Genomic DNA, 25233 nt, shown 5'->3' on the forward strand with positions numbered 1-25233 from the left:
AGATGACCTGAAATGGACAATTCTGATCCCCTTTTCCATCACAAACCTGTATTGCAGGCCAGAAAGGGACAAAACCCAAGGGCTTCCGGGGTAATCCGATTCCGGTTCTCCCCTGTTTCATACAAGAACAGGGGATTTGTCAGAACCATTCCCGGCCCTCCGTTCTTGCGCCCTTCCACCAGCACAAGACGAGCCGGAGCCCCCTGCCGGCCGTGAACCGGCATCACCCGTTTGGGCATGAGCCTGCATGTGCGCATGGTCCCCAGCAGCACATCCAGCCCCTCGGCCAAAAACACAAGATAGATCCGCCCGCGGTTCTTGAGGGCGCAGGCAGAGGCAGCCAAAAAATCATCCAGTGTGGCAGAAACCTGAAACCGCGCGTGGGTGCGTGAATCCTGAGGACATGTTTTGCCCCTTCCGGTTACCCGATACGGAGGATTGCATACGACCACATCAGCCCATTCAGGGCGTAAAAACCGGGGAGCCTCTCGAACATCGCCCTGCACAATATCCATGCGCTCCCCCAATCCCATGGCGGCCACATTGATCCGTGCCGAGCCAACCATATCGGGGTCCCTGTCCAGGCCGACAACCTGCACAGAAGGCAGATCATGGTGCAGCAAAAGTCCCAGCCCGATCACCCCGCATCCGGTTCCCAGATCCAGAACCCGATCGTTTTTCCTTATCCGGGCAAAGCAGCTTGCCAGAAGCGCGTCCACGGCAAACCTGAAGCCCTGAGGGGGCTGCACAAGGCCGCGGGGAAAAAGGTTTCTTGCCTGCTCAATCGAAATAGTCATGAAGGTAGGAGATATTCGAAATGCGCGTTAGCTGGTGTATCGGCAAGAATTCTGGCTGCCGACAATTGCTGGCCATTGCACAGAAAACCCCCGGCCTGCCGGGGACAGGACAGACCTGCTCATGCTGGTGGCTCCTGTTTTTTCCGCCGCAGAACACCAAGGAGCAAGGACACCTCGGGTACACTCCACCAGATGGCCACCCCGATGAACCCAGCCACCCAGACCGGAATAAGCGCAAAGGCCATGACAGCATGACCCGCCGTGAGCATGGTCCCGGCCAGGACACAGCCGCTCAGGACCAGCATCTTGCCCAAGGCGGAAGAAGGACGCAGGCGGTCCAGTTCCTGTTTGCGGCCAAGATATCGGACCAGAAGAACCACATTGGCCCAGGAAGAAAGGCTGGTAGCTGCTGCCAGTCCCACATGATCGTAGAATTGCATCAGTATCAGACCCAGGGAAATATTGAGACAAAGACACACCATGGCGATCCAGACCGGGGTCCTGGTATCCTCCAGGGCATAGAACGCGGCTACCAATGATCTGACACAGGAAAACGCGGGAAGCCCCAGGGCATAGGCCTGCAGGGCCAGGGCCGTCTGCACCACGTCCGGGCCGGTAAACGCACCACGTTCAAACAGCAACTCCACAATGGGCTCGGCCAGACCACCCAATCCGGCAGCCGCGGGCAGACTGATGAACAGGGTCAGATTGAGGGCCGAAGACAGGCCACTGCCAAATCCCTTCCAGTCTTTTCTCCCGGCCAGACCGGACAGGGAAGGAAGAGCCGCCGTCCCTATGGCCACGCCGAAAATGCCCAGGGGGAACTGAACCAGCCGGTCCGCATAATACAGATAGGAAATACTCCCCAAAGGCAAAAACGAAGCCAGCACGGTCCCCAGAAGAATGTTTATCTGGTACACGGCAGAACCAAGCACCGAAGGGCCCATGAGCCGACCTATCCGCTTGACGCCGGTATCCAGCAGGCCAACCTGCCCCCACCAGGAAAAACCCTTTTGCCGCAAAAACGGCTGTTGAACCGTCCACTGGGCCACTCCGGCCACAAGCACTCCCCAGGATAACGCATGGGGCACGGAAAGCCCCATGCCAACAGCCGTCAGAGCTGCAACAATGAGCACGATATTCAACATGCACGGCGCCAGGGCCGGAGCCAGGAAATGGTCCATGGCATTGAGCACGCCCATGCACAGGGCAACGGCCGAGATGAACAGGATATAGGGGAAACAGATTCTAACCAGGGTGGTGGTCGTGGCCAGAAGTTCGGGAGAGCGGGAAAAACCGGGAGCAACCAGCAGGGTGATGGGTTCGGCAAAAACCATGGCCGCCAGCACAATCGCCCCCAGGATGATCAGCAGCCAGACCTGGATCGAACGGGCCAGGACAAAAGCGGCCCTGTCCCCCTCTGTCTGCCGCATGCGGGTGAATACCGGCACAAAGGCCATGGTCAGCGAACCCTCGGCAAAAAGACGCCTGAGCAGATTGGGCAACCGAAAGGCCACAAAAAAGGCATCGGCAAGGGGACCCGCCCCCAGGGCAAAGGCCACGATGAGATCCCTGGCAAACCCCAAAACGCGGCTGAGCAGCGTTGCTCCGGCCACAACCGAAGCGTTTCTCGTGATTTGCCGGGCATGATCGGACATGGGAACCAAATCTCCTGCTACCGGACCACACGGTCCTGATCACAAAAAATGCCGACAAAGTGCCGGCAAAAAGGGGCCGAGGGGCTCGCATGAGCCACCCGGCCGATCATCATTCGCAAAACATGACGGGCGCACCCATTCACTGGGGTTGAACCCGGGTATCATCCTGAAACAGGGTTGAAGCCAAAGGCACGATATGCTCCTTGCCGCAGAACAGGGTTTCGGCCGAGGTGTTGACCAATGCCCTGCAAAGCACGTCATCAAGGTGATCCACACAGGTGATTTCGATATCCTTCAAAATGGCCTCGGGAACTTCCTTCAAATCGGCCTCGTTATCCGCCGGAATGATCACATTCTTGATGCCGCCCCGATGGGCAGCCAGGAGTTTCTCACGCAATCCGCCGATGGGCAGAACCCGACCCCGCAGGGTAATCTCCCCGGTCATGGCCACATCATTGCGCACCGGAATATGCAACAGAGCGGAAATAAGACTGGTTGCCAGGGTAACCCCGGCAGACGGACCATCCTTGGGCGTTGCGCCTTCGGGCACGTGCACGTGGATGTCCACTTCCTTGTAAAAATCCGAACGCAGTCCGAACATTTCCCCCCGGGATCGGATATAACTGAGGGCTGCCCGGGCGCTTTCCTGCATGACATCACCTAGCTTGCCCGTAATCTCGATTTTGCCCGAACCCGGCATGAGCGCCACTTCCACCAGAAGGAGTTCCCCGCCCACACGTGTCCAGGCAAGCCCCGTGCACACCCCGACCAGGGGTTTGTCCTCGCCCACCTCGTGACGAACCTTGGGCACGCCCAGATAGGAACGGACATTGGTCTTGGTCACGGCAATGCTCTTGCCTTCCAGAGACTTGTCCTCAACGATCCTGCGGGCGATCTTCCGGCAAACCGAAGCGATTTCGCGTTCAAGATTCCTGACCCCGGCTTCCCGGGTGTATCTGCGGATGATCTCCTGAACCGCTCCCTTGGACATATTCACGGAAACATTGGCCAATCCGTTGGCCTCAAGCTGCTTGGCCAGAAGGAAATCCATGGCAATGCAGGTCTTTTCCGTCTCCAGATACCCGGGAATCTCTATGATCTCCATGCGATCCTGCAAGGGCTCGGGGATGGAGGCAAGGCTGTTGGCCGTGGTGATGAAAAAAATGCGGGACAGATCATAGTCCAGATCCAGATAATGATCGCTAAAAGCGTAATTTTGCTCGGGATCTAGGACTTCCAGCAAGGCGGCCGAGGGATCACCGCGAAAATCCGTGCTCATCTTGTCCACCTCGTCCAGGCAGAAGACCGGATTGCTGGAAGAAACCCGCTTCAAAGACTGGATAATCTTTCCGGGCAGGGCCCCCACATAGGTTCTCCGATGGCCACGGATCTCGGCTTCGTCCCGCACCCCGCCCAGAGACAGACGGACAAACTCCCGTCCCATGGCCCGGGCAATGGATTTGGACAACGAGGTCTTGCCCACCCCAGGAGGCCCCACAAGGCACAAGATGGGTCCCTTGACCTTGTCCACCAGGGCCTGCACGGCCAGATATTCCAGGATGCGCTCCTTGGGCTTTTTCAGGCCGTAATGATCTTCGTCCAGGATCTTCTGGGCCGCGTGAATGTCGATCTCACCTTCCCTGATCCGGTTCCAGGGCAGACTCAGAATCCAATCCACATAATTTCTGATGACCCCGTGTTCGGCCGACGACGGCGGAATGCGCCGCAGCTTGCCGATCTCTTCCCGAGCACGCTCACGGGCCTCTTGGGGCATATCCATGGCATCAAGGGTTTCTTCCAGTTCCTGAAATTCGGACTGGAGATCGTGGTCATGCCCCATTTCCTTGTGGATGGCCTTGAGCTGTTCCCCCAGATAATACTCTTTCTGGTTGCGTTCCATCTGCTTCTTGACCCGGGACTTGATCTTGCGTTCCAGATCATACACCTCGATTTCCTCTTGCAGAAAAGCATACACCTTTTCCAAACGCTCCACAGGATGGAGCTCTTCGAGAACCGTCTGCTTTTTCTGAAAATCAAGGCGCAGATGAGGCATTATTGAATCAGCCAGTCGTCCTGGATAATGAAGGGAGGAAATGGCCAGGATGCTTTCCTTGGCCATTTTCTGATTGATCCTGGCGTATTCCTTGAGGGCATCCTGGGTCACGCGAACCAGGGCCTCTGACTCGGCGGTCTGGGTATCCACTTCGGGCAAAACAGCCACGTCAGCCATGGGTACCGCAGAATCCAGGCCCGTGATGTCACTGACCCGGGCCCGGTACAATCCCTCGAAAAGGACCTTGATGGTGCCGTCAGGCAGCTTGAGCATCTGCAGGATCTTGCTCACCGTTCCAACATCATAAAGGTCCCCGGTCTGGGGGGTCTCGATGTTGGCATCACGCTGGGCAACAAGAAAGATTTCCTTGCCGTGCTCCTCTATGGCCGTTTCAATGGCCCTGATGGAAGATTTGCGACCAACAAAAAGAGGAATGATGGCCCGGGGGAACATAACCACTTCCCGCAGGGACATGAGCGGCAAATGCAGCGGGGAATCACTCTCTTCAGGTCGTGAGGACGTGTAAAGTGTGGACATATGCCTTTTGGTCTAAAATGAAATAATGAAGTTGCAGGTGTCTGGTTGGACGCATCCGGTCCAGGACCATGCGGCAGGCGCCCGGTCGGGAAGCTTTGACACGGCGCCAAACCGCACAGCAGTTAGGCCGACTGGGCCTGTTTGTCGTACAGAATAATCGGCTCAACCCCGTTTTCAACAACGGACTTGTTGATCACGCATTCCTTGGCGCCTTCCAGGGAAGGAATGGAATACATGACGCCGAGCATGATCGTTTCCAGAACGTTGCGCAATCCCCTGGCACCGGTCTTGCGTTTGATGGACTTGGCCGCAATGGCCTTGAGGGCGTTCTGGGTAAACGACAGCTTGACGCCGTCAAGCTCGAGCATTTTCTGATACTGCTTGACCAGGGCGTTCTTGGGTTCGGTCAGGATCCTGACCAGGTCGGACTCGTCAAGTTCCTCAAGAGAGGTGATGATGGGAATCCGGCCGACAAACTCGGGAATGACCCCGAACTTGATCAGGTCATCGGGATGGACATCCTTGAGCAATTCCGAGGCCTTTTTCTTGACCCCGACCCCTTCGGCACCAAAGCCCATGACGCTGCCCTGCTGACGCTGCTGCACAATGTTCTCGAGGTTGATAAACGCTCCGCCCAGGATGAACAGGATGTTACTCGTATCCAGGCGGATAAATTCCTGCTGGGGGTGCTTGCGGCCGCCCTTGGGCGGTATGTTGGCCACCGTGCCTTCGATGATCTTGAGCAGGGCCTGCTGTACCCCTTCTCCGGAAACATCCCGGGTGATGGAGGTACTTTCGGACTTTCTGGCGATCTTGTCGATCTCGTCCACATAAATAATTCCCTTGGAAGCCGCCTCAAGGTCGTAATCCGCATTCTGGACCAGCTGGACAAGAATGTTTTCCACATCCTCACCCACATACCCGGCCTCGGTAAGGGTCGTGGCATCGGCAATGGCAAAGGGAACGTTCAGGATTTTGGCCAAGGTCTGGGCGAGCAGGGTCTTGCCGCTCCCCGTGGGACCGATGAGCAGGATGTTGCTCTTGTCCAGCTCAACGTCATCGGTATCTCCCAGATAGTTGATCCGCTTGTAATGATTGTACACGGCAACGGAAAGAACCCTTTTGGCCATTTCCTGGCCAATGACATAGTCGTTCAGATCCTTGTGGATCTGATCGGGGCGGGGGATTTCGCCGGTTGAGAATGCGTCGTCACCAGCATTGTCCTGCATGATGATTTCCTGGCACAGGGCCACGCATTCGTTGCAGATGTAGACGTCGGGACCGGCAATGAGCCGGGCAACCTCCGTCTGAATCTTCCCGCAGAATGAACAGTACAATTCGTCGGACTTCTTGGTTCTTTTTGCCATAATATATCCTCTATTCCTGGACGTTCATGGCACTTCTGCTCGCCAGGACCTCGTCAATGATACCGTATGCAGCCGCCTCGTCGGAACTCATGAAATAATCTCTGTCCGTATCGTTTTCAATCTTGCTCATGTCGGCACCGGTGTGCTTGGAAAGAATCTGGTTCAATGTTGCCTTCAAACGAATAATTTCTTTGGCCTGGATGTCAATGTCCGTGGCCTGGCCCTGAAATCCGCCCATGGGCTGATGAATGAGGATTCTGCTATGCGGCAATGCATATCGCATACCCGCTTCTCCGGCAGCCAGCAGAACAGCTCCCATGCTGGCGGCCTGACCCATGCACAAGGTGGCCACAGGTGCGGAAATGTACTGCATGGTATCGTAGATGGCCAAACCAGCGGTCACGGAACCGCCAGGAGAATTGATATACATGTTGATCTGCTTTTCGGAATTTTCCGATTCCAGAAACAGAAGCTGGGCACAGATGAGATTGGCTATATTGTCGTCAATGGGAGTTCCAAGCAGGATGATCCTGTCTCGAAGCAACCGGGAATAAATGTCATAGGCCCTTTCCCCGCGGCCCGAGGTCTCGATGACAATGGGTACATTATTGGTGACCATATGATCCTCCGTTTTGATGGATGGGTCTGCTCGTTGGGTAGGCAGGAGTGTACACGTAACCAAACACACTGCAAACAACGTGAAAAAAGGCATGAGGCACGACAATCAACAGCCTGTCCTGGACCGTCTTTGTTCAAGACGACATGTCAGGACTTCGGTGCAACCACAGGGCAATTGCGTGCAATGATGAAAAATTTGCGGATGAAGAATACAGAAAAGGGCCAGGGAGAACAAGAACTCGCCGGAAGGAAAAAATGCAAAAACCGGGAGGATGTTTCCCTTCCCCCCGGTCCAAGCGTTACAACGAAACGGAAACGTTAGGCGTCATCCTCGTCGCCGGCCTCCTGGGAAGTCTCGGGTGCCAGGGCTTCTTCACCGGGAACAATGGTGACATTGGCATGCTCATAGATCAGATCCATGGCCTTGTCCTGGAGAACCCGGTCACGAAGGGGAACCATGAGATTGTTCTGCTCGTAATAATCCTTGAGGGCGTTGAAGTCCTGACCGGTCTGCATGGCCATCTTCTGGAGCATGAAATCAACTTCCTGCGGATCAACCTTGATCTCTTCCTCCTCCGCCACGGCCATGAGAAAAATTTCGGACTTGACGATATCCTCGCACTCCTCACGAAACTGCTCACGCAGTTCTTCGGGCGTCTTGCCAAGAGATTCCAGACTCTTGCCTTGCTGCTCGGTTCGCTGCCGCAGGGTCTCGACCTTCTGGTCGATATGGGCTTCCACAAGCACGGGCGGGAGCTCGAATTCCACCTGGCTCTTGAGCTCGTCCAGCAGTTTTTTCTGGGCAGCACTCTTGTGGAGGTCCTTGCGAGACCGCTCATAGGACTTGGTGATCATGTCACGCAATTCGTCCATGGTCGAGCATCCACCGGCATGACTGGCAAAAGCATCATTGAGCTCGGGAAGCTTTTTCGTCTTGATGGCGTGCAAGGTGACCTTCATCTCCACTTCCTGTCCGGCAAGATCCTTGTTCAGGAAGTCCTCGGGAAAAACAACAATGCCTGAACCTTCTTCCCCGGCCTTGAGTTTCGTGACAATGGCTTCGAAACTCTCCAGGGCACTGCCTTCGCCGAGTCGGAGCTCAAAGTTTTCAGCCTTGACGGTTTCAAGGGGTTCGCCATCCTTGTAGCCCTGAAAATCAATCATGACCACATCACCGTTCTGAGCGGTACGCGGCTCGTCCACCCTGGTCAGGGTTGCGGAATTCTCGCGCATGCGCTCCAGAACCTGATCAACCTCTTCGGGCTTGATGACCACCTCTTCCTCTTCCACGGCCAGGCCCTTGTATTCGGGCAGATCAAAGGAGGGCACCACCTCAAAGGAAAAGGAATACTCATAGGGTTTCCCCTTTTCCAGAAGTTCCGCGCCCTTGGGGTTCATATCCAACCGTCCCAGAGGAGTGACTTCCATCTCGTTGAGGATGGTATTGATATGATAATTGAGCAGATCCTGGGTGGCCTCGCTGTACAGCTTCTTGCCGTAACGGCCTTCAATGATCGCTGCCGGGACCTTGCCCTTCCGGAACCCCTTGATCTCCACATCACGACGGTACAAGGCTATGGTTGCCTGGATGGAGGCGTTGACCTCCTCCTCGGGGACCACGACATTGACGGTTCTCTTGACCGGGCTGACTTCTTCCACAGTGTATTCCATGAAAAACATTTCCTCCTTATATATGCAACGACCAGGACAGCGCATGGCCTGCGGGGTGTCACGAACAGTGGTGCGAGAGGAGAGACTCGAACTCTCACGGTCACCCGCTGGCTCCTAAGGCCAGTGCGTCTACCAATTCCGCCACTCTCGCAAGTTATAAAGTCGGCTTTGTAAACAGGGACCCGTAAGGTGTCAACATGTGAAATGAGACACGAACGGAGCCAGATGGTTGGTGGGACCGTCTCCCTTGCCCAGATCAAACCCCGTGTCCAGAGCCGCGACCAGGTACTCCTGACCGAGTCTGACGGCCTGTTCCAGTTCACATCCCCGGGCAAGATATGCAGCAATGGCCGCAGACAAGGTGCATCCCGTGCCATGGGCATTGTGGGTATCGATTCTCTCATGCTCAAGAGGTACGGGAGCTGTTCCGGGAATTCCCAGCCAATCAACCATGACATCCCCCTGGAAATGACCGCCCTTGATGAGGACGGCCTTGGCTCCCATGTCCATCAACCTGTTGATGGCCTCGGCAATATCCCTGGGCGTGGAAATGGACATGCCCGTCAGGGTCTCGGCCTCGGGTCGGTTTGGAGTGAGCAGACCGGCCAGGGGAATGATCCGTTTTTTCAGGGCTGCAACAGCATCTTCTTCAAGAAGCCGGTGCCCGCTTTGACTCACGCAGACCGGATCGACCACCAAGGGAAACGGCACCTTTTCAAGGATCGGTGTCATGGCTTCAATGATCCCGGCCGAGAAGAGCATCCCGGTCTTGGCCGCCCTGATGGGAAAATCATCTAGCACCACGGTCAGCTGCTGGGCCACGAATTCAGGAGATGCAGGCTCGATGCCGTACACCCCGGTAGTATTCTGGGCCGTCAAGGCGGTAATCACCGAAAGCCCGTAGGTCCCGAGCACGGTCATGGTCTTGAGATCGGCCTGAATGCCTGCCCCGCCGCCGGAATCAGACCCGGCAATGGTCAGCACACATGGTGGAACATAGGTTGAATGTGACATGAAAGGTCCTCCTGAAACCCGTTGCGAATACAAAAGGCAGAAGCAGCACTCAAAATGATGGTCGCCCTGCCATGGGGCAGATGTCTTCAGATGGCCGCATCAAGAAGCATGTTGTCGCGATGAATGGTCTCGGGATAGGACGCATGCCCGAGGATGGTTTCGATCTCCGAGGTGTTACGTCCCTTGATGCGTCTGAGTTCTTCGGCCGTGTAGTTGGTCACTCCCACTCCGATGGACCGACCGGACACGTCTTCGATCCGGACCATGTCTCCCATGCCGAAATCGCCCTGCACATCGGCTATGCCCGCGGGAAGCAAACTCTTGCCGTGATCCGTCAGAGCGCACACCGCCCCCTGGTCAATGACAATGGTTCCACCGGGATCAAGGTTGTAGGCCATCCAGAACTTTCTTCGTGAGATACTGCGAGCCTCGGGCATGATCCAGGTTCCCAGTTCTTCTCCGGCAAACACCTTTTCCAGACCGAAACGGGTCTTGCCCGAGAGAATCAAGGTGGGCACCCCCAGCTGGGCCGCACGCCGAGCAGCAAGGAGCTTACTGTACATGCCCCCGGTTCCGCTTCCTGTCTTGCCCCGGCAGATGTTCGCCAGGGGCATGGACGCTATATCCTCTATGTAGGGAAGAAAACAGGCATCGGGATTCTCAAGGGGATTGTCCGTGAACACCCCGTCGGCCGAGGTCAGATTGATGAACAGGTCCGCTTCCACCGCATTGAGGATCAGGGCAGCCAGGGCGTCATTGTCCCCGAACTTGAGCTCGTGCACGGCAACAGTATCATTCTCGTTGACAATGGGGATCACCCTCCACCCCAGGAGCATGGACAGGGTATTTCTGGCATTGAGGAATCTTTCCCGATCCTGGAGATCAGCCCGAGTCAGCAGAACCTGGGCGGTCACGGTATCGTAACGGGCAAAGGCCTCGTCATAAAAATGCATGAGCCGGCTCTGGCCAATGGCCGAGGTTGCCTGCTTGTAGGCCAGATCCTGACGAGCATGACACGAACCCATGACCCGACAGCCTGCAGCCACCGCGCCCGAGGAAACAAGCACCAGATCAATGCCCTTGTCATGCAGACCGGCCATTTGGTCGGCCAACCGGTTGACCACGCGCAGATCCAGCCCGTTGCTTCCCGTCAGGACCGCGCTCCCCACCTTGATGACCACACGCTTGGCATGGGTCAGAACATCACGGCGTGCCTTCTGGCAATCACTCATCACTGCTGATCGGGACATGTTGCCCTACCCTTCCAAGGTTTCCATTTCCCGCCACATGGCGGACAACAGGGCATCCACGCCCTGGCCGTGCAGGGCGGAGATGAAAAAGACATCCTTGCCCGCATCACGCGCAGCCTGCTTGAGCACGGCCAGTTCGTCGTCGCCCATGAGATCGATCTTGTTGATCACCAGCAGCTGCTTCTTGGTCCGCAATGCGGTCTTGTACTTGCCGAGCTCCTCGTTGATCAGCTCGAACCCGGCCCAGGGATCTTCAAGAAACAGGTCCTCGGCACTGAGGATGTGCACCAGGAACCGGGACCGCTCCACATGCTTCAAAAAGGTATGACCAAGCCCCTGACCGGCATGGGCCCCCTGGATCAGGCCGGGGATATCCGCCACAACCATGCGCCTTCCGTCATCGCCCACAACAACCCCAAGATTGGGATTGAGGGTGGTGAAAGGATAGGGCGCCACCTTGGGACGTGCCGCTGAAATCTTGGAAATAAAAGTTGATTTTCCGGCGTTGGGCAAACCGAGCAATCCAACGTCGGCCAGGAACTTGAGTTCCAGCCGGATACGCATCTCCTGGGCCGGCTCCCCGGGTTGGGCAAACCGCGGCGCGCGCATGGTCGAGGACTTGAAATGGGTGTTTCCCTTGCCGCCCCGCCCCCCGGTCACCAGGACCACTTCCTGACCGTCATTCACCAGATCGGCAATCAGGGTTTCCTCGCCATCCTCTTCCAGCCGGTAGATCAGGGTACCGGCTGGCACGTCAACGACCATGTCCTGACCGGCCCGGCCGTAACACATGCGCCCCTGTCCCGGTCGACCATTTTCAGCCTCATAGACCCGTTTGTGCCGGAAATCGTACAGGCTGAGCAGCTTTTCCCGCGCCCTGAAAATCACGTCACCGCCCTTGCCCCCATCACCACCGTCGGGTCCGCCCTTGGGAATATACTTTTCCCGACGAAAGGACACACATCCTGCACCGCCCTTGCCTGAACGAACGAGAATCTCGGCTTCATCCACAAATCTCATGGTTTCCCCATCCTGTTACTTCTGCCTGGCAGAAGGTAAAACAAAACATCACGACATCTCGTACCTGTTCAGCACATACTACACATCAACAGTTCAGTCATCCCGGGATGAAACCGGAGTTCCCGGGTTCGGACAGAAGAGAGTCTCGTTACAACGCCGGTCCTGACGCGGCAAGGTCCCGGATGGTAACCGGAATACCCTATATCAACAAACAGATTGCACGTGCCCGGTTGCATTGGCAAGCGCAAGGCCGCCTGAAGGTTGCGTCCATTTCAGGAAGCAAAAAAGACCGCCCAAAGGGAAAGCCCTTGGAGCGGTCTTGGAACAATCGACGAAAAATGGATGCTAGGCCGATACGGGCACAATGTGTACCCTGCTCTTGACCTTTTTCTTGCGACGATACTTTTCGTATTCGACCACGCCGTCGCACAAGGCGAACAAGGTATAATCCTTGCCCATGCCGACGTTCTTGCCGGGATGAACCTTGGTTCCCAGCTGACGGACCAGAATATTGCCTGCCAAAACCTGCTGTCCGCCGAATTTTTTGACGCCCCGTCTCTGACCGGCACTGTCGCGGCCATTGCGGGAGCTACCGCCTGCTTTCTTATGTGCCATGGTGCCGCCCTCCTAGGCCTGGATCGCCGTCACTTTGAGAGTTGTGAAATCCTGACGATGGCCCTGCTTTTTTCTGTAATCTTTGCGCCGTTTCTTCTTGAAGACGATGATCTTCTTGTCCCGACCATGCTCAACCACCTGGCAGGTCACCTTGGCACCATCGACATAAGGGGTGCCGATCTTGAGATCTTCACCTTCACCGGCCATCAAAACCTTATCCAAAGAGAGCTCGGAACCGGCCTCGGCGTCCATCTTGGCAACCTTGACGGTAAGGCCCTCTTGTACTCGAAACTGTTTTCCACCTGCTTCAACTATAGCGAACATTTTCGTTACCTCCAAAGAATGAAACGTGGGTACTAGTCCTTTTTCCGGCTATCCGTCAAGGACTTTTTCATTTCCTGGCAAACCGGACCGTTGTGTCACCCTCTTGCCCGAAAACCCTTGTGCCCTGCGTTGCAATCCAACAGGCTATGCCCGGGCAACAACCAGGACATCCACCCGTCCGGCACCGCACGCACGCAGGGCCCGGGCACACGAGGTCAGGGTCGAGCCCGTTGTCATGACATCATCCACCAGCAGGACGCGCTTGTTCTCGAGCCGCCTGCCCCGAACAGCAAAGGCGCCCTTGAGGTTGCTGCGCCGGGCCTTTTTGCCCAGCCCCCTTTGAGCCCTGGTGTTACGCACACGAACAAGGGAACGGACGTCCACCTCGGGTCCCCAAACCGGAACCAGTCTGCGGGCCAGCTCCAGGCTCTGGTTGAATCCTCGTTCCTGTAACCGCCGGGGATGCAGGGGAACAGGCACAATCACGTCTGCAGGCTGTATGTCATGAAGAACACCCCCCTGAAGAAGCATCCTTCCAAGGAGGGTAACCAGAGGCAATCGGGCATTGAACTTGAAATCCGTGATCATCGACCGGACCAGTCCGGAATAGGGGCCAAAGAAACCCAGGGAAGACCATGGACGGGGAGAACGCCTGCAGTCCGAGCACAGATACACCTCCATGCTGTCTGAAGGATAGCACATCCCGCATCCAGGGCAATATCCCCGGGTTTGGGGCCGGATATCAGCCAGGCAGTCCGGACACAATTCAGGGAACACGGAATCACGCTGCACAATTCGACGTCCACAGATCAGACACCTGCGCCCCGCAGCCAGAGCAAACTGTTGCACAATCCCGCGTATCCGGTCCAAGACTCCGGTGTTCATACCGGCCTCACATCATCCCCTGTGTCTGACGGCTTGTTTCCATGCCTCACGGCCAAGAGACCGCATCCGGCCCAGGGCCGCTGCGCTGGCCATAAAATCGCCAGGATCATCCATGGATCGAAACAGTTCGGGATCGTGCAGGGAAAACCCGAACACATCCAGAAAATATTTCAGGGTCAAGAGGCTTCCCTTAAACAGGTTCTCCCCACGGGGACGCCCTGCACACAACGCCACATACGCCCGCCGCCGCGGCAGCGGCACACTGGCCTGATCCCTGTTGGGCAAACAAACATACCGGCTCTGCCCCCTGTCAATGAACCCCTTGAACAGGGCCGGAACATGATAGAAATAAATGGGTGCGGCAAACAGGACAAAGGGGGCCGCCTCCATGCAGGCAAACAGGGATTCCACATCATCCCTGTTCCGTAAAATGCACCTGCCTGACGGGTTGCAGGCCGAACACCCCTTGCACGGCAGAATCTTCTGGTCGCGAAGATAGACAGTGGTGCTCGTCCCTCCGGATTCCTCAATGCCGGCGGCAAAGGCTCGGGCAGCAGCATCCGAATTGCCTCCGGACCGGGGGCTGCAGGCAAAAATAATCGGAGGACCCGACACCACGTCCTGACCTGGTGCCATTTCAGGCCGACCCATCAGCCCCTTCCTCGTTTTTGTAAAATCGGGCTCGGATAAACCCGTCCTCGTTTGCTGTCTCCATCTTCCATTCCCCGAGATCGGACAGGGCATGGCGCAACTGGGGAACCGCCTTTTCCTGCACAAGCGCCTCCACCTCCTGGCCCTGATTGAACTGGAGGTAAAGACCTACCTCCTGACCGACCCCTCAACACGTTTTGCGAAAATCCAGGACAATCTTTCTGGACATGGTCTCCTCGTCTTTTCCTAGAGCATATGAAAATCGGTAAAAAAGGGATTGTTCTCCCGGGCGTCACGCACATCGGTTTGGGGTCCGTGCCCCGGATAGATGATGGTTTCCTCGGGCAGCACAAGGATCTGTGAACAGGCAGACTCCTTGAGCACCTTTTCATCCCCGCCAGGAAAATCCGTTCGTCCCACAGAGCGGTAGAAGATGAGGTCACCGCAAAACACCGCACCGAGTACGGGAAAATACAGGGACAAACTGCCCGGACTGTGCCCCGGAGTTGCCAGCACGTGGCATGTCTCGCCCACAAAAGTATGTGTGCCCGGTGTCAGAGGCGTGAAAGAAAAGGACGGCGTCTTGGGAAATCCCATGAACCCACCGGAACCCAGCTCACTGGACAACAAGGGCCTGTCGGCTTCACCTGCCAGAATTTCGGCTCCCGTGGCATCCGAGAGGGCGGCATTGCCCCCGATATGATCGAAATGCAGATGCGTGTTCAGGATATGGGTCAAGGTGAGTCCTTGGGAGCGCAACACGGCGAGCACCTCGGCAGGATCGCCTCCCGGATCAATGACCACGGCCTCTTTGGCGTCATTATAAACAAGGTAGCAATTGGTTTCCAGGGGACCAAGCTGAAAAATGTTGACGTACAGCACGTAACCTCGCAGGGGTTGAACATGAACCGGAAACAGGGCGGTCCATGATGGACCGGTGCCCATGCAATGCCAGCGGACAAAGCCCTCGTCTACCCCATATCCCTTCAGGAGAAAAGAGGGCAGTCACCCTCCCAACCGGCCGAAAAAACACAAAGACTGGACAAAGGCAGTTGCCTGGGGCAAAAACATCACCTGATTCTACGAGGTATCCTTGCGCTACCGGTGCGGCTACCAGCCAAAACCTTACTCCCTGCACCTTTGCACGGAACAGGGATAGCTCACAAGCCCTGGCGGACCCTGGCCGATGTCACCTTGTCCGTCATCCCGGGAAACCAAGGCACCCATGCCTTGCCCTTGAAATTTTCACTATCCTTTTTCTTGTATCCTCTTTGCCATGCATCTGCCCACCATCTTTTTGCCCTGGGATCGATCGCCCCTGACGGGCAAAGACCTCATCGCGTACGAACCCCAGCTTGCAAGCTGCTTCAAGCGATGCTTTGCCTTCCAGACCCATGCCCTGCGATTCCCCACGTCCATTCCCGGCTCCATGCTCCCCGAAAAGGAAGGCATGGCCCTGCGTGCATTCATGGAACATGACAGGGTACACATCCCCCTGCAAGCGGACGACAGACTCCTGGGGATTTTTGTGGCCGGAGGCATTGACGAAAAGGATCTGACCCCTCTGCTGGCCACACTGCCGAACATTGCAGCCATGGCGCTGGAAACGGTTCGTCTTTATAAAGCCACGCTCACCGATCCCCTGACCGGTCTGTACAACCACTTCTTTCTCCAGGCCCTTTTGGAGACCGAGATCGCCACCATTCTCTCGTCCATCCTCCCGGGACCTGATTCCAGTGCAGACACGGAATATCGGGGCTGTTTCGGACTCATTCATCTGGACATGGACCGATTTGCCGTGATCAATTCGCGATTCGGCCATTGTTTCGGCGACAAGCTCCTGGGCAAGGTCGGCAGGGCCTTGCAGGCCCAATGTCCAAGTCAGGCCCACGTGTGCCGGACAACAGGCGCAGCCTTTATCGTGTTCTGGCCGCAAGGCACCCCCACCCGATGCAAGAACCTGGCGCACAAGCTGGTGGAAACAATCGCCAGCCTTCCCCTGGAAGGCCCCATCTCACGGGAGACCTTCACCCTTACGGGCAGCGCAGGGGTTGCCACCTATCCAGCGGACATGCAGGGCAACCAGTTCAGGCGCCCGGCCGAAGAGCAGGCCAGAATCATCCTGGAAAAGGCCCACAAAGCGACCCGGTCCGCCAAAATGGCGGGTGGAGATACCATCTTTTCCTACAAGGATATCCTCAAGCAGGGTGCAACCATTCTTGAAACCCTGCCCCTGAACCGGGTCGTGATCAATGCGGGAAACGACCTTGATCTTACCGAGGGGACACGATTTCTTGTCTGGCCCCAGGCAGCTGGCAACCCGTCTGTTCCGGCCAGCAATCAGGACATGCTGTACCCGGACATGTACAAGGGTGAAATTCTGGTACAGGAAGTCCGGGAACAAACAAGCGTGGGCGAGATCCTGTTTCTCAACGATCCTTCCTGGTCTCCCCGACCCGGGGACAGGCTGAGTCTGGCCGATCACCAGGAACCCCAGACCCTGCCCCGGGAACAGTCCGACAAGGACTCCCCCAAGCAGGACAAGTCGTGCCTTCTCAACCTCAGGGATTTCATCCGGGCCTGGACACGCATACGGACCTCCACATCCGCCTTTGTCATTGCCCTGTGCCAGATGTCGCCTTTGACCGCTTCCTCCGGCGTTCAGGACGGCGGGCCTGAAGAACGCCTTGCCCATGTTCACAAGGCCCTATGTGCCACCTTTCCCGGCGAGCACCTGATGGGCCGATACAGCGCCAACACCCTGATCTGCTGCTTTCCGGACCTTGATGCGGATTCCGCCCTTGCCCAGGGCCAAAAGCTCTGTACCGAATATGGCGAGACAACCCGTATCGACCTGCGCATGGGCATGGCCGGGTACCCCTTTCTGCATTGCGCCAAATCGGAGATTCTGGACAATGCCCGCAAGGCACTGGATCACGCCCTTCTCCTGCCTGCGGCCGGGGCGGTCCTGTTCGATTCCATTTCCCTGACCATCAGTGCCGACCGCATGTTCACCAAGGGTGATTTTTATTCGGCCCTGGAAGAATATCAACGCGCCCTGGTCATTGATCCGGCCAACCTGCTGGCACGCAATTCCCTGGGAATATGCTATGCCAGACTGGGACGTATGGCCGAGGCCAAACAACATTTCAAGACAGTGGTGGAACAGGGGGGCAAGGATCTGATGCCCCTGTACAATTTCGGATGCGCCTGCTTCAAGACCGGCGACCAGCAAGCCGCCCGCAAGGCGTTTGCCGAGTGCCTGACCATTGACCCCTCTCACGTGTACAGCCTGATCCGCCTGGGACAACTGGCCGAAAAGGACGGCGATGTGCAGGCAGCCGAGCATCACTACCTCAAGGCGGGCGAAACCGAACAGGGCAAGGGCATGGCTGCCCGACATCTGGCCAAGCTGGCCATGGACAGGGGGGAGCAGGACAAGGCACGGGAATTTTTGCACCAGGCTCTGGTTTTCGATCCCAACGACGCCTTTGCCCTGAACATGCTGGCCAAACTCTATCTAGACCGGGGCGAGGACCCGGAAATCGCCGAGAACCTGGCCCGTCAAAGTGTACACCTGAGGCCCGACATCCCGGCGATGTGGATCGAAGTAGCCCGTGCCCTGGAAACAAGGGGCAAGAAGGACGAGGCCCGAACCGCCCACTTGCGCAGCCGTTCCAGGCATTGATACCGGTCAACGAACTTTTGGAAAAAAACCATTGACTTCTGTATGCGCTTTCCATAGAAGCATTCGCACTGGACGTTGTTCCAGCATGTTCCCCGGTGGCTCAATCGGCAGAGCGGGTGGCTGTTAACCACTAGGTTGGCGGTTCAAGTCCGTCCCGGGGAGCCAGTAGACCAAGCTCCCATGCATCTCATGTATGGGAGCTTTTTTATGCGCTTTTTCCAAAGGGTTTCTGCGGTTCCCCAAAAGTTTCTTCCCGCGCCTTGCCGGGACGGACATACCCGGCTGCTCCAAAAACAGAGACCGCATGCACGAAAGCAGTGCATGCGGTCTCTTGCGTCAATGCGAAACAACCATCTCCTATGATTCTTGCCGGCGATCTTCCACCCTCTTGGCCTTGCCCTGAGTGCGGGGCAGGCTGTTGCGTTCCACCAATTCCACCCTCGGGGTGATGAGAATTTCGTCCCGGAGCCTGCGGGCAATGGACTGCTGCATATTTTTCAGAACCCGCATATCTTCCACAAAAAACTCTTCCTTGACCTCCACCTTGATGCGCATCTGGTCCAGGAAACCATCCCGTTCCAGAACAATAAGATAGTTCTGCCCCACTTCCGGGATACTCATGAGAACCCGTTCAATCTGCATGGGATAGATGTTGACCCCCTTGAGGATGATCATGTCGTCGGCCCGGCCAAGAATCCGGTCGAGACGGCGATGGGTCCGGCCGCAGGGGCAGTCGCCGGGCAGAAAACGGGTCAGATCCTTGGTCCGGTACCGGATAAGAGGCATGCCCTCCCTGGTAAGCGTGGTCAGGACAAGTTCCCCGATTTCCCCTTCGGGCACGGGTTCCAGGGTTTCTGGATCCAGGATCTCCGCAACATAGGCGTCCTCCCAGATGTGCATGCCGTTTTGCTCCGGGCATTCAAAGGCCACCCCCGGACCGTTCATTTCCGACAGGCCATAGGAATTGTACGCCTTGATGGCATAAAGATCTTCGATACGTCGACGAACAGCTTCCGAGTGGGGTTCCGCGCCAATGATGGCAATGCGCAGATCCAGAGACTTGGGATCCATGCCCATGGACTCGAACACCGTGGCCAGATGCAGCGCATAGGAGGGGATGATATGAATGACCGAGACATGAAAATCATGGAGCAGCTTGATCTGGCGCTTGCTGTTGCCGGCACCGGCTGGAATGGTGCAACAGCCCAGCCGCTCGGCCCCGTAATGAATACCCAGCCCCCCGGTGAACAACCCGTATCCGGACATGTTCTGAAAAACATCTTCAGGTCGGACACCTACGCCATACATACATCTGGCCATGAGATCTGCCCAGGTCTGGAGATCGTTCTTCGTGTAGAACACGCAGGTGGGCGATCCCGTTGTTCCTGAGGAGGCATGCATCCGGTTCATCTTGTCCACGGGCATGGCCAACATGCCGTCAGGATAGTGGTTCCTCAGATCATCCTTGGTGGTGAAGGGAAGTTTGCGGATGTCTTCGACAGAATTGATGTCTGCAATGCGCACCCCGGCTCTGAACAATTGATCCCGGTAAAACCTGGATTTGCTGGCCTGGAAGACAACATTCTTGAGGCGTACCCCCTGAAGGGTGTGGAGGGACTCTCTGTCGAGCAATTCATTCTTGTGGAACACGTCGTTGGTCATGACTCCCTGTCCTTGGCTGCAGGTTCAAGGGTGATTATGTATTTTCCTGAGGCATCTCCTCGGAAGGCGCGATGTCGGCAAGGTTTTCAAAGGCCGTGTATTTGTTCAGATAGGTAAGCTCTACTGTGCCGACCGGACCGTTACGCTGCTTGCCGATGATGATTTCGGCAATCCCCTTTTTGGGATTGTCCTCGGACTTGTTGTAGGCGTCGTCCCTGTAGAGGAAGACAATGACATCAGCATCCTGTTCAATGGCTCCGGATTCACGCAAGTCCGAAAGCATGGGACGTCTGTTGGTCCGTTCCTCAACCTTGCGGTTGAGCTGGGACAAAGCCACCACGGGCACGTGGAGTTCCTTGGCCAACGCCTTGAGGGTTCGGGATATTTCGGAAATTTCCTGTTCGCGGGAATCAATACGGTGACTGGCCTTCATCAGCTGGAGATAATCAACAATGACCAGACCGAGATTCTTTTCCGCCTTGAGGCGACGGCACCGTCCTCGCATTTCCAGGGTGCCAAGGGAGGGGGTGTCATCGATATAAATGGGTGCCTTGGAGAGAACTTCTGCGGATTCATAAAGACGCTTCCAATCCTCGTCGTCCAGAAAACCGCTGCGCAAATGACTCAAATCCACCTTGCCCCAGCAGCAAAGCATGCGCATCATCAGCTGTTCCATGGACATTTCCAGAGAAAAGACAGCCGTAGGCACATCATGCATGACAGCAGCCCGCATGCCCATGTTCAGGGCAAAAGCGGTCTTTCCCATGCTCGGACGCCCGGCAACAATGATCAGATCCGAGGGCTGCAGCCCGGCCGTCATCTCGTCGAACTTGTGATAGCTGGTGGGAACTCCGGTGACCAGTTCCTTTCTCTCCACCCGCTTTTCCAATTCGGAAAACACGTCAGCCACCAGTTCTTTGGCCGACTTGAAAAGGGGTTTGACCTTGGCCTCGGCAATGGAAAAAATTTTCTGTTCAGACTGGTCAAGCAGGGACTCCACATTTTGCGAGGCATCAAAACACTGGGTCAGGATGTCCGTGCTCGCGCCGATCAGCTCTCGCCGCAGGGCCCGTTCCTTGACGATATTGGCATGAAAGAGGGTATTGGCAGCATTGGGCACCGATTCCACAAGCGAGGCCAGATACATGCCGCCGCCCACCTTGTCCAAGGTACCGTTGGATTCGAGATACTCGGTCACCGAAAGCAGATCAATGGGAATGCTCCGACGATAGAGGTCCTGGAATGCGGCAAAGATGATCCTGTGCACCGGAGAATAGAAATCATCCTCGGTAAGGATATCCACCAGGGAATGGAACACCCCATTGCGCAAAAAAACCCCGCCCAGCACGGCCTGTTCGGCCTCCAGATTCTGGGGGGGGAGTTTACGCAAGAGGTCGGCAGAGACCTTATCAAGACCTGCTGCCGACCTCTTTGGTGCGGTATGGGGAGAACCGGCGTTATGCTTCTTCTGAAACTGGCTCAACGGCTGGTTCTTCGGATTCGGGTTCTTCGGATTCGGGTTCATCGGCTTTATGTCCGTGCGGTACAACCGAAACGCTCAATTCCGCTTTGACATCAGGATGCAGTTTGACTTCCAGGGTGTAATCGCCCAAGGCGCGAATGGCATCATCCAACACGATCTTCCGTTTGTCCACTTCGATGCCCATGGCTTCCAGGGCTTCGGCAATATTGGCCGAGCTGACGGAACCATACAGTTTGCCACCTTCGCCCACACGCACGTCAATGACAACCTTGGCCTCTGCCAGTTTGTCGGCAAGTTCCTGGGCGGCAAAACGGATGGCGTCCATTTTTTCCTGCAGCCGTTTGCGTTCGAATTCAAAGGCCTTGATATTGGCCTTGGTGGCCAGCATGGCCAGTCCCTGGGGAATGAGGTAATTGCGGCCATAACCGGGCTTGACAGTGACCAGGTCACCGAGCCTTCCAAGATGATCGATATCTGCTCGCAAGATAAGTTTCATAAGGCAACTCTCCTAAATAGTCCGTTTCTTGACTTCGGAACTATGCGTAGCAGTATAGTACAACAAGGCCATCTGACGGGACTTCTTGATCTCGCGGGTCAGGACCCGCTGATGCTTCGCACATGTGCCGGTGATACGCCGGGCAATGATCTTACCACGATCGGTAATGAAATCCTTGAGGATCTCGGGATGCTTGTAATCCAGGGGCAGTTCCTTGTTCTCACAGAAACGGCAGAACTTTCTCCGGGGTGTAAAACGACGTTTGTAGGCCATGTTATTCTCCCTCCGGCTCATAGGTTTCAGCAAGCTTGACGGTCATAAACTTGAAAATACCGTCGGCAATGCGGATGTTCCGTTCCAATTCGGCAACGGCCTCACCGGGCAGGGCATACTCCAATCGGGTATAGTAGCCACGCATGACCTTCTGGACCGGATACGCCAGATCACGGATGCCCCAATCGTCCACGACCAGGACTTTGCCTCCGTCACGGTCAATGATCCCGGACACGGTGTCCAGGAGCTCCTGCCGTGCTTCGGAACCCAGCTCCGGGCTCATCAGCAACAGGGTCTCATACTTTTGCAACATCGAATAAACCTCCTTGCGGTCTATGGGCCCTTCCTGGCGTTCACGACAACATGACAACCGGAAGAGCAAGGAAAGAGGAGTTTTTATTTTTTTTGGAGGGGGATGTCAATGGATATTCCTGAAAGGCCGCAGTTCACGGTTTGTCTTCCATGAACCATACCTGGCAGTCGGTTGGAGACACCAGACTCACCATGCCCGACCTCCCTGGCATCAGTCCAAACGGGCTTCTTCTACGCAGGTCATGAACAATATTCCCGTTCATTCTGCCCAAGCAGACAAAAGACCTCATACGGAATGGTTCCCCACCAACCGGCCAGTTCCTCGGGAGTAACAGGATGCGCCCCCTCACCGCCGAGCAGATACACCTTGTCGCCGGGAACCACCGACGGAATACGGGTAATGTCCACAGCACTCATCTGCATGCACACCCTGCCCACCAAGGGAGCGCGCTGCCCGTGGACAACCACCTCCGCATGGTTCGACAGGCCACGGGAATAATTGTCCGCATAGCCGGCGGCAACAATGGCCACCCGCATGTCGTGGGGTGCGTAAAAGGTCCGCCCGTAGCTAATGGGTGCACCCTTGACCAGGTCATGCACGGCAACGACCCGGGTGACCACCTCCATGGCCGGTCTGAAACCCTGGGCCCGGCTCTCCCAACGCGTCCCGGCAAAGGGACTGGACCCGTACAGGGTGATGCCGGGCCGCTGGCAATCAAAGGCAAGTTCGGGATACGCCTGGATGGCTGCGGAATTGGCCAGACACCGTTTGAAGGAGAGCCCGCCCGCAGCCAGATCATCACACATGCGGGTAAAGGTTTCCCCCTGCTGGAGCACAAAATCACGGCTCTCGGGATCATCTGCGGTTGCCAGGTGGGAACAAACCATGTGAACCCGGACATACCTTGCGCCTTCCAGCAGGGAACGAACCTGCTGCATATCGCCGGGGCCAAAACCAATGCGCCCCATGCCCGTATCCAGGGCCAGGGCGATATCCAGAACCCTGCTCTGCCTCCTGCCCTCTTCCTCGAGCAACCGAATCTGTTCCCTGCGCCCCACAAAAGGCATGATCTCGTATTCCCACAACAGGGGATACTCTTCAGGGAGCAAAGGACCTAGCAGGGACACGATCTTTCCCTCAAAAGGAGTCAACCGCAGGGCAACGCCCTCGCCCACGGTCCCGACGGCCAGCCCCCGGGCTCCGCACCGGGCCAAAAGAGAAGACACGGGGCCGATACCGTGGCCATAGGCATCCGACTTGACCACCGGGATGGGACACGGTGCCTTGGCTTGTATGAGCCGAAAATTATGCTCCAGAATATTCAGATCAATCCGGGCTCTGACATGGTTGTACCAGATAGTCATATAATGTTTCCATATGGTTATAAATGACGGGCAACATCTTACTGAATGGTGAGGCGGGCGTAATACCCCTGCCGACCCCGGGCCACGAGCAAAATGAGACTGTTTTGCATCCTGTATCTTTTAAAAGCCCGGGCAAAATCCTTGGGCTCATTCACGGGTTGTCCGGCGATTTTGAGAATCACATCACCCCGTTCCAGGCCCAGACGGTCGGCCGGACTGCCGGAGCGAATCCGGGTAACCACCAGCTGCTTGCGCGCGAACCGGGTCCCCACTTCCAGACCCCACACATCATAGGCCAATTGCAGGGCCCGATCGTCTTCGAAAATTTCCGCACGGGCCGTTACGGTTTTTGTCGCTCCCTCGCTGAGGACCTCCAGACGAACATCCTGATCCCGGGTAAAATTCCGCATCAGATCCAGATAGCCCTGCTTGTCCGTCACCGGATTTCTACCGATTTTCAAAAGCACGTCTCCGGGATGCAGTCCCGCACGCTCGGCAGGAGATCCTGCATACACCTCGGAAACAAGCAGTCCGCCAACAGAGGAGAGCCCAAAATACCGGGCAATGCGCTGATCCACATCCTGTCCCCGAATTCCCAGCCAGACGGGATCAACCCGCCCATGGCTCAATAATTCGGCAATGACCCGCTTGGCCTTGTTGATGGGGATGGCAAATCCGATGCCCTGGGCCTCGGCATAGATGGCGGTATTGACTCCGATCAGCTCGCCCATGCGGTTCAGCAGCGGCCCGCCGCTGTTGCCCGGATTGATGGCCGCATCCGTCTGAATGAAATCCGTGAAGGTACCGTGCTTGGTCTTGATGGTTCTGTGCACGGCCGAGACCACGCCGGTGGTCACCGTGTTGCTGAATCCATACGGATTGCCAATGGCAATGACGGTTTCCCCGATGAGGATATCCGAGGAATCACCCACAACAACCTGAGGCAGGTCGTCAGATCCTTCCAGCCGGAGAATGGCCACATCAAAATCCGGATCAGACCCCACCAGGTCAGCCTTGTACTGACGACCGTCCAGAAACGTGGCCATAATGGACGAGGCCCCGCTGATCACGTGGGCGTTGGTCAACACAAGGCGTTTGGCCGCATCGATGACCACCCCGGAACCCAGACTGGTCTGCTCGTATTGGCGGGTTATTCCCGGCCCCGGGAAAAAATGTTCGAACAAGTCTCCGCCAAACAATCCGCCAAAGGGATTGACCTGCTGCTCCACCAGGGTGGAGGTGTGAATATTGACCACGGCCGGGGCAACCGCCTGCACCGCCCTGACCACCGGGGTCATGCGCAGGTTTTCCCGGGCCTGAACCGTCATGGGAAGGATCAGGAACAGCGCCACAAAAACGATCAGGCCAAGACACCTTGACGTATTGTTGACCAGGCCAGATCCATGTTCACGATCATCCCCCGACAAGGGCAAACGGTGTGTGATAGTGTATGGTGTATGCATTACTGTGCCAACTCCCCGCAGATTCACATAT

At 56.4% G+C, this 25233-nt stretch carries 23 protein-coding genes and 2 tRNA genes; 2 read left to right on the plus strand and 23 right to left on the minus strand.

Going from position 1 to position 25233, the window contains the following annotated elements; genetic code table 11:
* Window positions 1-38 precede the first annotated feature (38 nt).
* From DPF_RS02190 to DPF_RS02260, 16 genes are all read right to left on the minus strand, one after another.
* Complete coding sequence (locus DPF_RS02190) at window positions 39-797, minus strand: tRNA1(Val) (adenine(37)-N6)-methyltransferase (protein ID WP_069857240.1); 759 nt, start codon at window positions 795-797, stop codon at window positions 39-41.
* A gap of 119 nt (window positions 798-916) precedes the next feature.
* Window positions 917-2455, minus strand: coding sequence for a murein biosynthesis integral membrane protein MurJ (gene murJ / locus DPF_RS02195; protein WP_069857241.1), 1539 nt, complete (start codon window positions 2453-2455; stop codon window positions 917-919).
* A gap of 139 nt (window positions 2456-2594) precedes the next feature.
* Entirely contained in the window at window positions 2595-5045 is a 2451-nt protein-coding gene (gene lon / locus DPF_RS02200; protein WP_069857242.1) for an endopeptidase La, read from the minus strand.
* A 122-nt stretch (window positions 5046-5167) separates the two neighbouring features.
* Window positions 5168-6412 carry an ATP-dependent Clp protease ATP-binding subunit ClpX gene (gene clpX / locus DPF_RS02205; RefSeq protein ID WP_069857243.1) on the minus strand — a complete coding sequence of 415 codons (1245 nt, stop codon included), beginning with the start codon at window positions 6410-6412 and terminating at the stop codon, window positions 5168-5170.
* Between the two features lie 10 nt (window positions 6413-6422).
* Window positions 6423-7031: an ATP-dependent Clp endopeptidase proteolytic subunit ClpP gene (gene clpP, locus DPF_RS02210; protein ID WP_069857244.1), complete on the minus strand. Its 609-nt coding sequence runs from the start codon at window positions 7029-7031 to the stop codon at window positions 6423-6425.
* Window positions 7032-7348: 317 nt separating this feature from the next.
* Window positions 7349-8701 (minus strand): trigger factor, encoded by a 1353-nt coding sequence (gene tig / locus DPF_RS02215; RefSeq protein ID WP_069857314.1) that lies wholly within the window; start codon window positions 8699-8701, stop codon window positions 7349-7351.
* A gap of 68 nt (window positions 8702-8769) precedes the next feature.
* Window positions 8770-8852: transfer RNA gene (locus DPF_RS02220), tRNA-Leu, on the minus strand.
* A 41-nt stretch (window positions 8853-8893) separates the two neighbouring features.
* The gene (gene thiD / locus DPF_RS02225) at window positions 8894-9715 is read right to left on the minus strand and encodes a bifunctional hydroxymethylpyrimidine kinase/phosphomethylpyrimidine kinase (RefSeq protein WP_069857245.1); all 822 of its coding nucleotides are present in this window, start codon (window positions 9713-9715) and stop codon (window positions 8894-8896) included.
* 86 nt (window positions 9716-9801) lie between these two features.
* Window positions 9802-10965: a glutamate 5-kinase gene (proB, locus tag DPF_RS02230; protein WP_231702111.1), complete on the minus strand. Its 1164-nt coding sequence runs from the start codon at window positions 10963-10965 to the stop codon at window positions 9802-9804.
* 6 nt (window positions 10966-10971) lie between these two features.
* Entirely contained in the window at window positions 10972-11985 is a 1014-nt protein-coding gene (gene obgE, locus DPF_RS02235; RefSeq protein WP_069857247.1) for a GTPase ObgE, read from the minus strand.
* Window positions 11986-12330: 345 nt separating this feature from the next.
* Window positions 12331-12600: a 50S ribosomal protein L27 gene (rpmA, locus tag DPF_RS02240; RefSeq protein ID WP_069857248.1), complete on the minus strand. Its 270-nt coding sequence runs from the start codon at window positions 12598-12600 to the stop codon at window positions 12331-12333.
* Window positions 12601-12612: 12 nt separating this feature from the next.
* Window positions 12613-12924, minus strand: coding sequence for a 50S ribosomal protein L21 (gene rplU / locus DPF_RS02245; RefSeq protein ID WP_069857249.1), 312 nt, complete (start codon window positions 12922-12924; stop codon window positions 12613-12615).
* Window positions 12925-13068: 144 nt separating this feature from the next.
* On the minus strand, window positions 13069-13809 hold the full coding sequence (locus DPF_RS02250) for a ComFC family protein (RefSeq protein ID WP_069857250.1): 741 nt from the start codon (window positions 13807-13809) through the stop codon (window positions 13069-13071).
* A 12-nt stretch (window positions 13810-13821) separates the two neighbouring features.
* The gene (locus DPF_RS02255) at window positions 13822-14460 is read right to left on the minus strand and encodes a flavodoxin family protein (RefSeq protein ID WP_231702112.1); all 639 of its coding nucleotides are present in this window, start codon (window positions 14458-14460) and stop codon (window positions 13822-13824) included.
* Window positions 14447-14596, minus strand: coding sequence for a hypothetical protein (locus tag DPF_RS13965; protein WP_176724140.1), 150 nt, complete (start codon window positions 14594-14596; stop codon window positions 14447-14449). Before DPF_RS13965 ends, DPF_RS02255 begins: the two co-directional genes overlap by 14 nt.
* Before the next feature lie 110 nt (window positions 14597-14706).
* The gene (locus DPF_RS02260; RefSeq protein WP_069857316.1) at window positions 14707-15339 is read right to left on the minus strand and encodes an MBL fold metallo-hydrolase; all 633 of its coding nucleotides are present in this window, start codon (window positions 15337-15339) and stop codon (window positions 14707-14709) included.
* Between the two features lie 397 nt (window positions 15340-15736).
* On the opposite strand from DPF_RS02260, the gene DPF_RS02265 reads away from it, so the two are divergent.
* Together DPF_RS02265 and DPF_RS02270 are read left to right on the plus strand one after the other, a co-directional pair.
* Window positions 15737-18148: a diguanylate cyclase domain-containing protein gene (locus tag DPF_RS02265; RefSeq protein WP_069857251.1), complete on the plus strand. Its 2412-nt coding sequence runs from the start codon at window positions 15737-15739 to the stop codon at window positions 18146-18148.
* 89 nt (window positions 18149-18237) lie between these two features.
* Window positions 18238-18313 (plus strand) — tRNA-Asn (locus DPF_RS02270).
* Between the two features lie 192 nt (window positions 18314-18505).
* Here the strand turns inward: DPF_RS02270 and DPF_RS02275 are convergent.
* The 7 genes from DPF_RS02275 to DPF_RS02305 form a co-directional block, all read right to left on the minus strand.
* Window positions 18506-19810, minus strand: a complete 1305-nt coding sequence (locus DPF_RS02275; protein ID WP_069857252.1) for a phenylacetate--CoA ligase family protein — start codon at window positions 19808-19810, stop codon at window positions 18506-18508.
* Between the two features lie 34 nt (window positions 19811-19844).
* Complete coding sequence (dnaB, locus tag DPF_RS02280) at window positions 19845-21200, minus strand: replicative DNA helicase (protein ID WP_069857253.1); 1356 nt, start codon at window positions 21198-21200, stop codon at window positions 19845-19847.
* Window positions 21201-21267: 67 nt separating this feature from the next.
* Entirely contained in the window at window positions 21268-21789 is a 522-nt protein-coding gene (gene rplI / locus DPF_RS02285; protein WP_069857254.1) for a 50S ribosomal protein L9, read from the minus strand.
* A gap of 12 nt (window positions 21790-21801) precedes the next feature.
* A complete protein-coding gene (gene rpsR / locus DPF_RS02290; protein ID WP_069857255.1) occupies window positions 21802-22062 on the minus strand; it encodes a 30S ribosomal protein S18 in 261 nt (86 codons plus the stop codon).
* Window position 22063: 1 nt separating this feature from the next.
* The gene (rpsF, locus tag DPF_RS02295) at window positions 22064-22372 is read right to left on the minus strand and encodes a 30S ribosomal protein S6 (protein WP_069857317.1); all 309 of its coding nucleotides are present in this window, start codon (window positions 22370-22372) and stop codon (window positions 22064-22066) included.
* 242 nt (window positions 22373-22614) lie between these two features.
* Window positions 22615-23739, minus strand: a complete 1125-nt coding sequence (gene alr / locus DPF_RS02300; RefSeq protein WP_069857256.1) for an alanine racemase — start codon at window positions 23737-23739, stop codon at window positions 22615-22617.
* A gap of 38 nt (window positions 23740-23777) precedes the next feature.
* The gene (locus tag DPF_RS02305) at window positions 23778-25202 is read right to left on the minus strand and encodes a trypsin-like peptidase domain-containing protein (RefSeq protein WP_083254411.1); all 1425 of its coding nucleotides are present in this window, start codon (window positions 25200-25202) and stop codon (window positions 23778-23780) included.
* Window positions 25203-25233: the final 31 nt, after the last annotated feature.

The sequence above is a fragment of the Desulfoplanes formicivorans genome (assembly GCF_001748225.1).
GTDB classification, from domain to species: domain Bacteria; phylum Desulfobacterota; class Desulfovibrionia; order Desulfovibrionales; family Desulfomicrobiaceae; genus Desulfoplanes; species Desulfoplanes formicivorans.